The sequence below is a fragment of the Actinomycetes bacterium genome, assembly GCA_036000965.1.
GTDB lineage: Bacteria > Actinomycetota > CALGFH01 > CALGFH01 > CALGFH01 > DASYUT01.
In genome coordinates this window covers 1-13,193 of record DASYUT010000044.1, presented here as the reverse complement: position 1 = coordinate 13,193, position 13,193 = coordinate 1, and the positions used below count along the sequence as shown (strand labels likewise).

Annotated in this window: 19 protein-coding genes; 12 read left to right on the top strand and 7 right to left on the bottom strand. The window is 72.4% G+C overall.

Features of this window, described 5'->3' with window-relative positions:
* Nucleotides 1–257 (bottom strand): hypothetical protein (locus VG276_02780; protein HEV8648335.1); only part of this gene is annotated, 257 nt, incomplete at its 3' end.
* A 204-nt stretch (nt 258–461) separates the two neighbouring features.
* Here VG276_02780 and VG276_02775 point away from each other — a divergent pair.
* The 7 genes from VG276_02775 (at nt 462) to VG276_02745 (ending at nt 4,565) form a co-directional block, all read left to right on the top strand.
* The gene (locus VG276_02775) at nt 462–695 is read left to right on the top strand and encodes a hypothetical protein (protein HEV8648334.1); all 234 of its coding nucleotides are present in this window, start codon (nt 462–464) and stop codon (nt 693–695) included.
* A 416-nt stretch (nt 696–1,111) separates the two neighbouring features.
* A complete protein-coding gene (locus tag VG276_02770) occupies nt 1,112–2,059 on the top strand; it encodes a replication-relaxation family protein (GenBank protein ID HEV8648333.1) in 948 nt (315 codons plus the stop codon).
* Nucleotides 2,060–2,355: 296 nt separating this feature from the next.
* Nucleotides 2,356–2,844: a hypothetical protein gene (locus VG276_02765; protein ID HEV8648332.1), complete on the top strand. Its 489-nt coding sequence runs from the start codon at nt 2,356–2,358 to the stop codon at nt 2,842–2,844.
* Complete coding sequence (locus VG276_02760; GenBank protein ID HEV8648331.1) at nt 2,841–3,026, top strand: hypothetical protein; 186 nt, start codon at nt 2,841–2,843, stop codon at nt 3,024–3,026. Before VG276_02765 ends, VG276_02760 begins: the two co-directional genes overlap by 4 nt.
* A 140-nt stretch (nt 3,027–3,166) precedes the next feature.
* Nucleotides 3,167–3,400, top strand: coding sequence for a hypothetical protein (locus tag VG276_02755; protein ID HEV8648330.1), 234 nt, complete (start codon nt 3,167–3,169; stop codon nt 3,398–3,400).
* A gap of 36 nt (nt 3,401–3,436) precedes the next feature.
* A complete protein-coding gene (locus VG276_02750; GenBank protein ID HEV8648329.1) occupies nt 3,437–3,925 on the top strand; it encodes a hypothetical protein in 489 nt (162 codons plus the stop codon).
* Nucleotides 3,926–4,349: 424 nt separating this feature from the next.
* Nucleotides 4,350–4,565 (top strand): hypothetical protein, encoded by a 216-nt coding sequence (locus tag VG276_02745; GenBank protein HEV8648328.1) that lies wholly within the window; start codon nt 4,350–4,352, stop codon nt 4,563–4,565.
* A gap of 598 nt (nt 4,566–5,163) precedes the next feature.
* On the opposite strand, the gene VG276_02740 is transcribed toward VG276_02745, so the two are convergent.
* The 4 genes from VG276_02740 to VG276_02725 form a co-directional block, all read right to left on the bottom strand.
* A complete protein-coding gene (locus VG276_02740; GenBank protein HEV8648327.1) occupies nt 5,164–5,304 on the bottom strand; it encodes a hypothetical protein in 141 nt (46 codons plus the stop codon).
* Nucleotides 5,292–5,672, bottom strand: coding sequence for a hypothetical protein (locus tag VG276_02735; GenBank protein ID HEV8648326.1), 381 nt, complete (start codon nt 5,670–5,672; stop codon nt 5,292–5,294). Before VG276_02735 ends, VG276_02740 begins: the two co-directional genes overlap by 13 nt.
* Nucleotides 5,673–5,786: 114 nt before the next feature.
* Entirely contained in the window at nt 5,787–6,617 is an 831-nt protein-coding gene (locus VG276_02730; protein HEV8648325.1) for an inositol monophosphatase family protein, read from the bottom strand.
* Nucleotides 6,614–6,877, bottom strand: a complete 264-nt coding sequence (locus VG276_02725) for a hypothetical protein (GenBank protein HEV8648324.1) — start codon at nt 6,875–6,877, stop codon at nt 6,614–6,616. Before VG276_02725 ends, VG276_02730 begins: the two co-directional genes overlap by 4 nt.
* A 440-nt stretch (nt 6,878–7,317) precedes the next feature.
* Between VG276_02725 and VG276_02720 the strand changes: the two genes are divergently transcribed.
* From VG276_02720 to VG276_02710, 3 genes are all read left to right on the top strand, one after another.
* Nucleotides 7,318–7,875: a flavoprotein gene (locus VG276_02720; protein ID HEV8648323.1), complete on the top strand. Its 558-nt coding sequence runs from the start codon at nt 7,318–7,320 to the stop codon at nt 7,873–7,875.
* A gap of 98 nt (nt 7,876–7,973) precedes the next feature.
* On the top strand, nt 7,974–9,197 hold the full coding sequence (locus tag VG276_02715) for a helix-turn-helix transcriptional regulator (protein HEV8648322.1): 1,224 nt from the start codon (nt 7,974–7,976) through the stop codon (nt 9,195–9,197).
* A 118-nt stretch (nt 9,198–9,315) separates the two neighbouring features.
* Nucleotides 9,316–10,521: a helix-turn-helix transcriptional regulator gene (locus VG276_02710; protein ID HEV8648321.1), complete on the top strand. Its 1,206-nt coding sequence runs from the start codon at nt 9,316–9,318 to the stop codon at nt 10,519–10,521.
* A 159-nt stretch (nt 10,522–10,680) separates the two neighbouring features.
* Here the strand turns inward: VG276_02710 and VG276_02705 are convergent, their stop codons facing one another.
* Together VG276_02705 and VG276_02700 are read right to left on the bottom strand one after the other, a co-directional pair.
* On the bottom strand, nt 10,681–11,634 hold the full coding sequence (locus tag VG276_02705) for a nucleoside hydrolase (GenBank protein HEV8648320.1): 954 nt from the start codon (nt 11,632–11,634) through the stop codon (nt 10,681–10,683).
* A gap of 265 nt (nt 11,635–11,899) precedes the next feature.
* Nucleotides 11,900–12,025, bottom strand: coding sequence for a hypothetical protein (locus VG276_02700; protein HEV8648319.1), 126 nt, complete (start codon nt 12,023–12,025; stop codon nt 11,900–11,902).
* A gap of 319 nt (nt 12,026–12,344) precedes the next feature.
* Between VG276_02700 and VG276_02695 the strand changes: the two genes are divergently transcribed.
* Nucleotides 12,345–12,710, top strand: a complete 366-nt coding sequence (locus VG276_02695) for a hypothetical protein (protein ID HEV8648318.1) — start codon at nt 12,345–12,347, stop codon at nt 12,708–12,710.
* Nucleotides 12,711–12,771: 61 nt separating this feature from the next.
* On the top strand, nt 12,772–13,193 hold a 422-nt coding region (locus VG276_02690), incomplete at its 3' end, for a hypothetical protein (protein HEV8648317.1).

Here is a 13,193-nt window from a genome sequence, read left to right as displayed (position 1 = left end):
AACGGGTCACCGGACGCACCGATCGGTGCGTGGTCACCGTCCGTCCCGCTCCGCCGGGTGCCGGGCCACCCAACCCGGTCCTCGGCCTGCCCGCCATCGTCGGGGAGCCCGCCGACAGCCTGCTGGACCACCTCGCTGATGAGCACGGCATCGGCAGCGACACCGGGCGCTTCGTGCTGCACGCCCAAGGTGTGAGCGGGCTGGTCAAAGAGCACGACCTGGATCACACCGAGAACTCCGCCGACCAGCTCGGCCATGCCCACCCCACCCCATGGTGTGCAGCCGCGGGCCTCTGCGCAGCCCATCGCCGACCGCAGCCGGACCGCCGCCATTGACGACGACCCGATGACCGCGCTCGACCACCACCAGCCCGAGTCGGCGCAGCGGGCTGGCCAACCCCGCACACCTCCCGCGGCCAGCGCGGGTTCCCACCCGCCAGTATCACCAGCAAGGAGCCGCCCATGCTCTGGAGCGACAAGCTGACCGTCGAGGCGCTGATCCAGGCGCTGGAGGACTGCGACCCCCATGCGGAGGTTCGCCTTGCCCACCAGCCGAGCTGGCCGCTGCAGTTCGCGGTCGACCCCGACCATCCCGCCGCCGCCCTGGACCTGGAGGACGGGCCGGTGGTCTTCCTCCGGGAGGGTGAGCCGCTCGGCTACCTGCCCGAGCCCGCCCGCACCCAGCTCGGCTGGTAGCCACCGGCGACCGCACCGCCGACCAAGCGCGATCCGGGTGAATGGACCGCCGGGGCCGAGCGGCAGGGGGAGCCGTCCTGGCCACGCCAACATCCGGTCGGCGGCATGTCGGCGGTGGGCCGGTGTGCCGGTAGGCCTCCGGGTCAAGCTCGGAGGCCACCACCAGGCCGTTTCCGCTGGACGGTGGCGTTGTGCCGCGGCGGTTGACGTCGCGACTGGTGGCGCTGTTCCGCATGCGGGCGCTGGCGTTCCTCTCAAAGGGTTTCGCCTGCGCCCGCATGCCGGCCCCGCACCACGCTCCCGGCCGCCGAAGCGGCCGGCAACCCACCCGATCACTCGGGCACCCGGTCACCCAGCACCGTGTACGTCGCTGCGACCGCGGGAGGTCGCCGGCTCACACCTCAGCGGAGGCAGGGATGCACCAGCACCTCGATCACCAGACCACCGACCAGCCGCCGCCCACCCCGGCCGCCCGGCCCACCCACCAGCGACCCCGCCAGCCCGCCCGGGCCCGCACGACCCCGCAGCGGCTGGCGAGGCTGGCCGGCCGGCTCACCGACCGCGACCGGATGCTGTGTCGGCTGCTGGCCGAGCATCGCGTGCTCACCACCGGCCAGCTCACCGACCTGGCCTTCCCCGGCACCGACACCGCCGAGCACCGGCTCGTCATCCTGCATCGGCTGGGCGTGGTGGACCGCTTCCGTCCCCACCGGCGGCAGGGTAGCGCCCCCTACCATTACGTCCTCGGGCCCGCCGGGGCGGCGGTGCTGGCCGCCGAGCGGGGCGTCACCAGAAAGCAGCTCGGCTGGCGCCGCGACCGGCTGCTCTCGCTGGCGGCCTCGCAGCAGCTCGCCCACCTCGTCGGCGTCAACGGGTTCTTCTGCGCGCTGGCACGCGCCGCCCGCCAGCAGCCCGGCGCGGTGCTGGTGGCCTGGTGGCCGGCGCAGCGGTGCGCGGCGCGCTGGGGCAGCCTGGTCCACCCCGACGCCTACGGCCGCTGGCGCGAGCAGGGCGTCGGCGAGGTCGACTTCTTCCTGGAGTACGACCGGGGCACCGAGCCAACCGCGCGGCTGGCCGGCAAGCTCACCGGCTACGCCGACCTGGCCCACGCCACCGGCATCGCCACCCCGCTACTGGTGTGGCTGCCGACCCCGGCGCGGGAGGCGGCCGCCCGCCGCGTGCTGCTCCACCCGGCCGTGCGGGTCGCCACCGCCGCCCCCCTCACCCCCCGCGGCCCCGCCGAGGCGGTCTGGCTGCCGGTCGGCGGGAGCGGGCCACGCCGTCGACTGGCGGCCCTCGCCGACGCCTGGTATCCCCACGACCCCGCCCAGCACCCCACCCCGACAGAGGGGAGGCACGCATGACCAGGTTCGAGGAAGGCGACCGCGTGGAGCTGGTCGTCACCGACGACCCCTCCATGCGGCCGCGCCCGGCGACCAGGGCGCCGTCCGGCGATGCACAGCAACCCGTGGCCAGCCGTCGACGTGGCTCCGGGACTCGCGATCGACCCTGTGAATGCCGCCCGACGCCGGCGACCAGCTCCGCAAGCTGCCCGGCAGCCAGCCCGCCACCCTCCGCCCCGACCGCCGCGTCCAGGTCACCGACCCCACCCGGCGACCCGGACCCGCCGGCCCGCCCTACCGCCAAGCAGGAGATGCCCATGGCGTTCAGCTTCCACTGGGTCGACATCCCCGACGAGCTCCGCGACGCCCACAACGACGCCTACCACGCGGCGCTTGCGGCCAGCGAACTCGCCGACCAGCGCAACGCCGACCTCATCGCCCACGGCGTCAAGCCCTTCGACCCCCTGCTCGATGACCCTGCAGCTGCCGACCTCCGCGCGGTCGCCATCCACGCCGACCGCCGTGCCGCCTGGGATGCCTACCTGCGCACCGGCGGCGCCTACTACCAGCTCAACAACACCGCCACCCGGCTGGCCTGTGACCGGTTGCGCCAGGCCGGCGCGGTCCAGCCGACCCGCCCGCCGCGTCTGCCCCAGCCCGCCGCCTACGGCACCAGCCACGACGAGTGGGCCGCCTACGACGAGGCGCTCGAACTCCCGCCAGCCGTTCACCCCCAGCGGCGGGCTCCAAGCGTTCCTGAACGACTACCGCGCGGCCGCCGCCGACCCCGTGCGGCGCCCGCGTGATCGCCCAGCACAAACTCGAGGGCCTGCACGAATGGATCATCACCCCCCAGGAGCTGCGCGCGGCGCTGCCCCGCGCGCCCGAAGTCGCCAAAGACGACCAGGGCGAGCCGATCGGGTGGTGGATCCCCTGGCTTGAGTTCCTGCGCCGGGCCGCCAGCCACGGCGGGACCGTCGTGCGCTAACCAGACCACCCCAGCGCCCGCCCGGCCGGCGCTCCGCCGCCGCGGAACCCCGTTCGGGCCCGTCGACGCGCTCGCGGCCACGACTTCGACCATCCCAGCGGCCATCCCCAGAGCGGCCACCCCCGGATAGGAGGAAGCCCATGCACGCCGACAAGGTCACCGTCGTCGACCTGATCGAAGAGCTGGAAGCCTGCGACCCTGACGCCGAGGTCCGCCTCGCCCAGCAGCCCGCCTGGCCGTTTGAGTACGCCATCGATCGCGACCACGCCGCCGTCCAGGTGCAATCCGGCGACGACGACCCGGTCGTCCATATCGGTGAGGGCGCCCAGCTCGGCTACCTCCCCGAGACCGTCCGCAAGCAGCTCGGCTGGTAGCCAGCCCACCAGCACTCAGCAGGGAGGCGCCAGCCTGTGAGCACCCGATCCGTCATCGCCCGCCCCAGCCCCGACGGCGGCTTCCACGGCACCTACTGCCACAACGACGGCTACCCCGCCCACCAGGGCCGGGTGCTGTTCGACGCAGTCACCGGCCACTTCGACGGCGACCCCGACGCTGCCTGCCGCTACCTGATCGACGAGCACCCCGCCGGCTGGTCGGTGCTGCACGGCGACTTTGACGCCCCACCCGGCTACCGGCCCGGCTATGACCCCCAGGACCTGCGCAACCAGTGCTACTGCCACGGCGGCCGCCACGACCCACCCCGCCCGCCGCTCACCGACCACACCGCCCGCGCCGCCTGGGTCGACTACGCCTACGTGATCCAACCCGAACGACTGCGGGTGCTCACCGCCCTCGACCGCGGCTGGCGGCCGGTCGCCGAACCGGCCTGGACCGACAGCCCCGACTGGGACGCCATCGACGACCACGCCAGGGGTGTCCGCCGCCGAGGATGGTCGTGACCACCACCCGCCGCCAGGTCGTCGCTCCGGCGACAGGCCACCCGCGCCAGTGTGAGGGCCGCCCCGGCGGCCGCCGGCAACCCCTGCTACCGGCCAGGCCGTGCGCGGCCCACGACCGGCCCACGCGCCGTGGCAGGCCAGCCACGACCGGCTCCTACCAGCGTGACAGGTCGGGCGTCGTCGCCCGCCCGGAGCGGCTGTGGATGCGTGGCTGCGTCGCGCCGAGCGCCCGGGAACGCAACGGTCTCCGCCACTGTCGTCGACTCGCGAGCCGTCGGCCAGGGCAGGTGAAGGGAAGAGGAACGCGCCACAGCAGCGGCGGACACGAAACCCTTGACCGGCCGCGGAGACAGGCCGGTCCCCCAGATTCGGCCGTGCCCGGCGGCACCACCCACGGGAACGTGCAACCTGATCGGAGGTGACCATGCCCGAGGATCCCCACCAGCCGCGCTACCCCGACGTCCAGGTGCAGCTGTCCGGCGAGGACGGCAACGCGTTCGCGATCCTGGGCCGCACCGCCGGTGCGCTGCGCCGCGCCGGGGTGCCCCAGGACGAGATCGACGACTACTTCGCGGAGGCCACCAGCGGCGACTACGACCACCTGCTGCAGACCACCATGGGGTGGGTCGACTGGGAGTAGCCGCTACGTTCGATCGGCCGACCTGCTCAGCACGGGTGGACGCCGCCTAACGGCCTGCGCGTGTCGGGCGCGTGGTGGGTCGTGACGGGCGGCGATGTCAGCTGGCAGATCACGACTTTGGCGACCCGGTCGACGTCGGCCGCGGTGATGTGCCGCCAGATCGGAAGGCAGATGTGGCGGGCGCAGAAGCCCTCGGCCCCACACCGCCACCGCCAGCCAGCCGCCGCTGCGTCCCGGTAGCCGAAGGGGGCGGTCGGGCGTGGGCGCCCGGTGGCGGCATCCCTACGCCGCTGTTCATGCGCATTTTGACGGCCTCGCCGAGGCGGCCTTGACCGGCGGTACCTGACGGACAGGATGGGGTCGGCTGGCGCGCCGGAGGGGGTTGGGGGGTGGCCGGCGGCGAAGGAGCCGCGCTCGACCTCGCCGTCGGCCCTTGCCCCGCCGGGACCAGGCTTCTCCGCGCCGGTCCCGGCCGTCGGGTCCCGGTCGCCGCGCGCCGCAGCCGACCAGAGGCGGTGGCGGGCGTGGTCGGGACCGATCGCCAGGTACGGCAGCCCGGCCGCCGCCCAGCCCGACACAGCCAGACGGACCAGCCGCCTCATGGGGTGGGGTCGTCCTCGGAGCGGCGCAGGATGGCCTGGATGCGCGCGCTGGTGACGACCGTGTGGTGCAGCCGCAGGTCCGACAGCAGCGCCAACGCGCCGACGAACACCAACCCGGCCACGATCAGCCAGCCCACCGCACCTGCCCCCCCGAACCGGTCCGAACGCGGCTACGGCGGGCGGCGGTTTGCTGCTGGATGCGCTCCAGCCCGACGCTGGCCACCACTCGCAACCCTAGCGGGGTCAGCTCGACCAGGTCGTGGCCGCAGCCGGCGACGAGGTCGCGGCCGAGCAGACCGGCCAGCACGTCATGACGCAGGGCGTAACGGTGCAGCCGGCCATCCACTCGGGCGATGGTCACCAGCGCGTCCAGCAGGTGATCGGGCAGCCGAGGCAGCCCCGGCGCACCCTGGGACGGGGCGACGGAGGGGTGTCGCTGGTCGCCGAGCCGCCAGCGCAGCCCAGCATCGTCCAGGCGGTGGGCACGGTGGGGCGCGGCAGGCATCGGATCGGCTGTCCTCTTGGTTGGCTGCCGGTCAGGTGGGTTCAGACACGGGTCAGGGCAAGGCCAGCGGCTCGGCTGCCATCGCGGATGTGAGGATTCGGAGTGGGGCAGGGCTTAGCTGCCGCGGTCCCGGCCAGGTCGTGGCGGGTCTCGCCCCGCCGGCCCCGGGATGGCGGCCAGCACCGCCGCATGCAGCAGGCGGTTGCTGGCGACGGTGACCCGGCCCTCAGTCCAGGGCCGCCCAGCCAGGTCGGTGACACAGCCGCCCGCCTCGGCCACCAGCAGCACGGGCGCGGCCAGCTCCCATGCCCGCTCGTCGTTCTGCCCGACCGCCACGTCCACAGCGCCCTCAGCCAGCAGGCAGAACATCAGGAAGTCGCCGATCCCGCGGGCACGCCAGCAGCGGCCGGCAAGATCGGCAAACCAGGGATCGAGGCGCAGGTGGCCGTAAGCCAGATGCGCGCCGGCCAGGTCATCGACCCGCGAGACGGCCAGTGGCCGGGGGGAGGGGTCCAGGGGGCCGGTGGTCCAGGCGCCCTGGCCGCGGGTCGCCCACCAGCGGCGCCCTATCGCCGGGGCGGAGATCATAGCCACCTCGGCGCGGCCGTCGATCTCCAAGGCGAGCAGGGTGGCCCACCAATCCACTCCCCGGACGAAGTTGCTGGTCGCGTCGACCGGGTCGAGCAGCCAGCGCACCCGCCGGCTGCCTCCGGTGCCGCGCTCCCCGCCGAGCACGCCCTGCTCGGGCCGGTGGGTGCGCAGCAGCCGGCGCAGCGCAGCTTCCACGGCCCGATCCGCCTCGCTGACCTCGGTCCGGTCGGGCTTGGTGACCACCAGCAGCTCAGCATCCCGGTACAGGTCCAGGCTGATGCGGTCGGCGGCATCAGCTAATAGCCGCGCGAACGCCAGGTCGTCCGCCTCCGTCATCGCCGCGATGGCCGTCATGTCAGCGCCTCGCGGATCGCGGCCAGGAAGGCGGCGTTGTCGGCTGGCGTGCCCACCGTCAGCCGCCGATGGGCGACCAGACCCCGAAGGCCGAACACGTCGTGATCCAGCGTGCCGGTGACGCCCTTGCCGAGGTGCGGCCGTACCCGCGGAGCGTCGCGGCCGGTCCCGCCAGCCTCTGGATGCGCTTGGGACTGCGGATGCCGAGCGGCGGCGCTGGTGTCTTGCGGGGCCGATGCGAAGACCAAATAGCCCAACATGGGCCACAACCTACGAGAGGCTCAGGCGGACAACCCGCAGAAACACTGTGGGTGCCCCATAGATGGCCGTTCCAGACAATCCTGTCGCCATCCGCTGCTACGGCGGCACCTTCGAGGGCAACCACAGATCAGCGGCCCTATCCAACGTGACGTTCGTGGATGAAGCTCCAGCCGTACGCTGGTCGGCCACCTCTCCGCCCTATGACGTCGCCGCGGCACGAGGCATGCCGACATCTATCTGGCGTCCAAGCCGACAAGGCCATCCACTGCCGCAGCGGCCTCGACGGCTTGTGTTGGCTGTGGATCGCCCGGCTGTCGCGCCTGGGCCCACGTCGGGGATGTCGACGGCGGTTACTGCCAACGCTGGGCATACTATCGGGACTCCTGCGCGTGCGGGCCGAGGATGTGTGTCTGTGTCGAGCGACCAAAGCAGCTCTGGTGTGACGGAGAGGGATCTCGACCGGCGGCGGGTCCTCTACCTGATCGTGTGTGCCGCCGCTCCGGCGAGTCAGGCGGGCGCGCTGGTCGAATTGGCCCAGGCGGCCCAGTGGGACGTCTGGGCCATCGCCACTCCTGACGCGACTGCCTTTATCGATCTCGACGAGCTCGCCGCACGCACCGGCCACCCCGTCCGAACCAGGTACAACCGGCCGGGGGAGCCCGAGGGGCTACCACCGGCAGACGCCATCGTCGTCGCCCCGGCGACGCTCAACACCGTCAGCAAGTGGGCGGCCGGCATCTGCGACACGTTCGCGACCGGGCTGCTGTGCGAGGCGCTCGGGCTGGACATCCCGATCGCCGCGCTGCCGTTCGTCAGCGACGCCCAGGCCCGCCACCCCGCGTTCGCGCGGAGCCTCAGAGAGCTTCGCGCGTGTGAAGTCCGTGTCCCGTACGGCTCGGAGGTGCCCCCGCGCGGTGCGAATCGCCGCCGGGGCAGGGTCGCGGCGTTTCCTTGGCACCTGGCACTGCAGGCCCTTGACGACGCTGATCGGTCCTGAGCCATGCCCCCGCGAACGCAACAGCCTGATGGCACCGGTGAGCCCCAATATCATGGGCGTCGGACCGGGCGCCGATGGCGAGCAAGACGAGAGCCGTGATGGAACGAGAGATCGGCAAGCGGATCGGCGAGAACATCGCGATCTACCGACGCAGCCGCGGGCTGTCGCAGGTCGTGCTCGCCGGGCTGGTCGGCCGCACGGAGAGTTGGCTGTCGCAGATCGAGCGCGGGGTGCTGCGCATCGACCGCCTCTCAGTGCTCGTCGAGCTGGCCCGTGTCCTGAAGGTCGAGGTGGGTGACCTGCTCGGGGGACCACCGCTCCTCAAGTCCGGCAACGGCAGTGGGTACGAGGGCCTTCCTGCGCTGCGGCATGCCCTGCTACGCCCCGACCCCGTCGCGGGCATCCTCGAGCCAGATGCCGAGGACGAACCTCGCGCGCTTGCTGCGTTGCATCCAGACGTGGCCCACACTTGGCAGTTGTTGCATGCCTGCCACTACGCGGCGCTGGCAGCGATCCTCCCCGTGCTGCTGGCAGAGCTTCGGTCCGCGACCCGAGCGTTCGAGGCCGACGACCGCGCGGCGGCGTTCCGCCTGCTCGCCGAGCTGTACCAGGTGATCTCGGGGCTGATGAAGAAGCTCGGGGAGGCGGACCTGTCATGGATCGCCGCCGAGCGCAGCCTGGTCGGCGCCGAACGCGCGGGAGCGCCGCTGCTGGCGGCCGCCGGGGCGTGGCGGCTCGGCTGGACCTACCAAACCCTGGGCCGCCCCAAGGACGCGATCGAGATCGTGATGACTGCGGCGGCCGCACTGGAATCGGGTCTTGGCGTCGCGTCACCGCCGCACTTGTCGATGTGGGGCTCGCTGCACCTCAACGCCGCCATCGCCGCTGCCCAAGCCGGGGAGCGAGCCGCCGCCCGCGACCTGCTCGGTGAGGCACGAGCCACGGCGCGCCGCCTGGGCGTCGATCGCAACGACTTCCAGACCTTCTTCGGGCCGACGAACGTGGCGATCTACGAGGTTTCGATCCCGGTCGAGCTTGGCGACGGGGGCATCGCGGTGGAGCGCGCCGGCATCGACACCTCCGGCGTCAAGTCGTTGGAGCGGCGCGCCCACCACCTGATCGATATGGCCCGCGGCTACGGGCAGTGGGCCAAGGACAGCGAGGCGGTGCACACGCTGCTGGAGGCAGAGCAGCTCGCGCCGGAAGAGGTCCACTACAACGTCATGGTCCGGGAGTTCGTCCGCGACCTGCTCCGGCGGGAGCGCCGATCGATCAAACGCGACCTGCGCGGGCTCGCCCAGCGTGTTGGGGTGCTTGCCTGACTGCCGCGGTCGCCCGGCAGCGTGGCGCCGGGCGCGCCGGAGGGTCCAGGCGTGCGACCATGCCAGACCATGGATCCGGTGCCGCCAGCACGCCGTGCCGCAGCACAAGTGACCAGAGGTGCAGATCGGCGAGCGTATCGCGTACTACCGCCACCGCCGCGGCCTTTCCCAGGCTGAGCTGGCCGGTCACCTGGGCCGGACCCCGGCTTGGCTGGCGACGCTGGAGGGTGGCGCGCGACCGGTCGACCGCTGGGCGACGCTCATCAAGATTGCCGCGGTCCTCCAGGTACACGTACGGGACCTCGTCGGGCAACCGTTCCTGCTCGAGCTGGCCGCGGATGGGCGGCGTGGCGGGACGCGCGCCGTCCGCGACGCCCTCCTACGGTCGCGGGTGACGGCTGGGTCGCTCGACACCCCGGATCGCGGCCAGCCGCGGGAGCTTCCCCATCTCCGCGCCCGCGTCGCGCTGGCGTGGAGGCTGTGGCAGGCAGCGCGTTACGTGGAGCTTGGGGCGGCCCTCCCGGTGCTGCTCGAGGATGTCCGGCTTGCTACCGACCGGTCGGCCGGTGACGATCGCCGGGCAGCCTCTGGGTTGCTCGCCGAGAGCTACCAGATCACCGCGGACCTGCTCACCAGGCTCGGCGAGACCGATCTCGCCTGGGTTGCCACCGAGCGCGCCATCGCCGCCGCTGAGCACGCTGACGACCCGCTGCTCACGACCGCGGGCGTCTGGCACCTGACCGGCGTGCTGCTCGGCTCCGGGCGTCCTCGCGAGGCCACCGACGTTGCGCTGGCCGCAGCCGATCGCGTCACCGCCGACGATGCCGACGCGCCCGAGCGCCTGTCGCTACTCGGTGCCCTGCTGCTCGACGCCGCGATCGCCGCCGCCGTGCAGGACGACCGCGCGGGCGTGGGCGAGCTGTTGGGGAGAGCGGCGGCGGTGGCGCGCCGGCTCGGCGCCGACCGGAACGACCTTTGGACCCTGTTTGGGCCGACGGCCGTGGCGATCCAGGCGGTGACGGTGGCGGTCGAACTCGGCGACGGCACCATCGCCCTGGAACGCGCGCGGGCGGTCGACCCCGCCCCGCTCCCATCGCTGGCACGGCGCGCGCGGCACGCCATCGACGTGGCCCGAGCCCACACACAGACCGGGAGGGATGCCGCGGCCGCGGCCAGCCTGCTGCAGGCCGGGCGGCTGGCGCCGGAGGAGGTCCGCTACCAGCCGCTGGCTCGCGAGCTGCTCCGCTACCTGCTGCAGCGCCAGCACCCCATCCTCCCCGCCGAGCTGCGCGCCCTCGCCGAACAGGTTGGCGTGCTGGGCTAACGGGTTCCCACGAGGATGGGACCAAGACGCCGTCTCATCGAGACGGCTTCGGCGGCGACAGCGTTGACCCTCGCCTGCTGCCGGCTTCGCGGCAGCGGGCGGCGTTCCCTGGCGCCTGATGAGAATGCCGCGGTTCGTCACGGTCGAGGCACTATCCTGCTACGACGGCGTGGCCGGCGAGTGCCTCCCTATCAGATCCAGCTTGGTGAACAGGTCGCCGAAGACCGCGTCGCGGTCGACGGAGCGGACCTCACCGATCAGGTGTCGAGCGGCGTCATGACTCCAGGTTCCATCTGCGGTCAGGATGGGACTGTGGATCGCCATCGTCGGCAGCCAGGCAGGGTTGACCAGCCACGCGACGGGACCCAGATCCCACAGTGCCTTCGACCGGGCGAAGTGGTCGCGGTAGTAACCGGCGAAGAGGTCGGCCAGATAGTCCCCGATCTCGCCGCGGCCCCGAACGAACTGGTCGATCTCCGCCCGGGTCGTCCGAAGGTGCTCGGTCACGTTGACGCAGGGGACGTGGACGAGCGCAACCCCGCACTCGAACAGCACCCGGGAGGCATGCATGTCCTGGTAGACGTTGAACTCGACCGCGCGATGCCAGTAGGTCGGGTTGCCGCCAAGCCACACCACCACGATCCGATCGATGATCTCGGGTGCCGTCAGGATCGCCGAGGCCACGTTGGTCGGCGCGCCGATCGCCACCACATACAGCGGTTCGTCGCCGCCGGTTGCGCGCGCGATCAGGTCCTCGGCAGCCGGGCTCGCGGCCGGCCGATCTGGTCCGGGCAGCCAGGTCCGCGACCCTTTGTGCACGCGCGGGTCGTCACGGCACCCCAGCCGGTCAAGCACCCGCCGGACCTCGTCATAGCTCTTCAGCATCCCGTCCTCCGGACCGCGGGAACGTCCGCCATGGAAGGGAGCGGCATAGACCGCCTCAACCTCGATCCGCTCCGGGGACAAGACGGCATAGGCGAGTGCGAACTGGTCGTCGATCTCGTTTGCGGCGTCGGTGTCAAGCACCATCCGGGTAACACCTGTTGGCGCAGGCTGCAGGCGCGCCAGCCGAGCAGCGTCAGCGGCCAGCGCACGCGAGGTCCCTTCCGCCATCACGGTCCCTTCAGCGCTATGCCGCTTGAATGCTCCTACTCGTGGCCTCTGCATGGCGACCTGCTCAGGGCAGATCCTGGTCGGTCGGGGGGTGCCCGCCGCCCCGACGAACTCGTCACCGCGCCGGGTAAGCCAGGCAGCAGCCGCCCGCAGGCGGATGACGCCCTGCGGCCTCGCCCGCCACCTGGATCTTGACCGAACTCGTCGAGGACCACCTCGAGTGTCGCGGCCACAGGCTGCGGCCACAGGCCGAAGGCCGGCGCGATCAGCGCATGACCGCCACGCACAACGCCACGAGGTGCCCGAGCGGGACGGCGAACGAGCCACGGCCGGCGAGCGGGGCGACGCCCGACAGCCCGACAAGCACCGCTGAGCGCCGACGCTCGCTCACTCCATCAGGGCGATGGTCGCCTCGCGCCCGCATTGCTGGCTTGGGTTGACCGTAACATTTTGGTGAACTTGGGCTGTTGCGGCGTTATTGGGCTGCGCGTTCTTCGTCCTCGTAGTACGTTTCCGGGCCGTGTCCGTAAGTAGCCGTCAGTAGTCCTCATGGCGGGAACAGCGTACGGATGGTGACGGTCGTGCCAGGCCCCCTCAGCCGACTGGTCCGCCAAGCGCTCATAGGGCTCGCGCTTGGGCTTGCTGCCATGCTGGCCGCCTGCAGTTCACCGGCGAGGACCGATGCGGGTTCAGCGACCACGTCCACGCAGGTGGCCTCGTCGACTTCGTCGGCGCCGACGTCGACTACCGCGAGCGCCGAGGCGGCCGTGCTGGCCGCCTACCGGGCCTATTGGGGCGACATCATCGCGGCCGGCAAAACCGCCGACTGGCGCTCGCCGCGGCTGGACGACCACGCGACCGGGGCGGCGCTGGCCGCGGTCCGCGGCCACTACCGGGCGCTGAAGACGCTGGGGCTGGTCAGCCGCGGGACCGTCAAGCTCGATCCTCGGGTGGCCGAGCTGCGCGGGACCACGGCCCTGCTGGAGGACTGCACCGACACCAGCCGGTTTCTTCGTCGCGACGCCAAGACGGGCGTGCTTCGGGAGCGGCCGGCCACGAGCCGACCGGCTCGGTGATGCGCCTTGTGCTGGTGGACGGGACCTGGAAGGTCGCCAGGGCCACACGGAAGGCGGAGGTATGCGCAGGCTGACGATCCTGGTCGTGCTGGGGCTGTTGCTGGGGATCCCGACCGCAGCCCGCGCCGACGACCCGAGGTTCGGCCAAGACCCGGGCGGGGTAAGTGTGACGGTCGGAACCCCCGGTGCGTCCGGCGGGATCACTACGGCCGGCGGTAGCGGCGGGATCTCGTGCAGGTACGTGCCAGAGCGGCTGCCGACCAGCGGCGACATCAGCCATCAGGGCGAGCAGGGTCAGTGGTACTTCTACACCTGCACCGGCAGCCCGGACCTGCTGTTCGGCGACCTGTGGGTGCCGGCCGGCCGCCCGGCGGTCGACCCCGCGGTGCTCGCCCGCCAGGCCACCCGCTACCTGCCTCTGCCGGTCCCCGGCATCCGCACCAACCCGCCGCCGAGCCGGGATCAGCTCGTCCGCCTGCGGAC

Coding starts and splice junctions, on each gene's coding strand:
- VG276_02775 (HEV8648334.1), top strand. CDS start 462: ATGCTCTGGAGCGACAAGCTGACCGTCGAGGCGCTGATCCAGGCGCTG.
- VG276_02770 (HEV8648333.1), top strand. CDS start 1,112: ATGCACCAGCACCTCGATCACCAGACCACCGACCAGCCGCCGCCCACC.
- VG276_02765 (HEV8648332.1), top strand. CDS start 2,356: ATGGCGTTCAGCTTCCACTGGGTCGACATCCCCGACGAGCTCCGCGAC.
- VG276_02755 (HEV8648330.1), top strand. CDS start 3,167: ATGCACGCCGACAAGGTCACCGTCGTCGACCTGATCGAAGAGCTGGAA.
- VG276_02745 (HEV8648328.1), top strand. CDS start 4,350: ATGCCCGAGGATCCCCACCAGCCGCGCTACCCCGACGTCCAGGTGCAG.
- VG276_02735 (HEV8648326.1), bottom strand. CDS start 5,672: ATGCCTGCCGCGCCCCACCGTGCCCACCGCCTGGACGATGCTGGGCTG.
- VG276_02730 (HEV8648325.1), bottom strand. CDS start 6,617: ATGACGGCCATCGCGGCGATGACGGAGGCGGACGACCTGGCGTTCGCG.
- VG276_02725 (HEV8648324.1), bottom strand. CDS start 6,877: ATGTTGGGCTATTTGGTCTTCGCATCGGCCCCGCAAGACACCAGCGCC.
- VG276_02715 (HEV8648322.1), top strand. CDS start 7,974: ATGGAACGAGAGATCGGCAAGCGGATCGGCGAGAACATCGCGATCTAC.
- VG276_02705 (HEV8648320.1), bottom strand. CDS start 11,634: ATGGCGGAAGGGACCTCGCGTGCGCTGGCCGCTGACGCTGCTCGGCTG.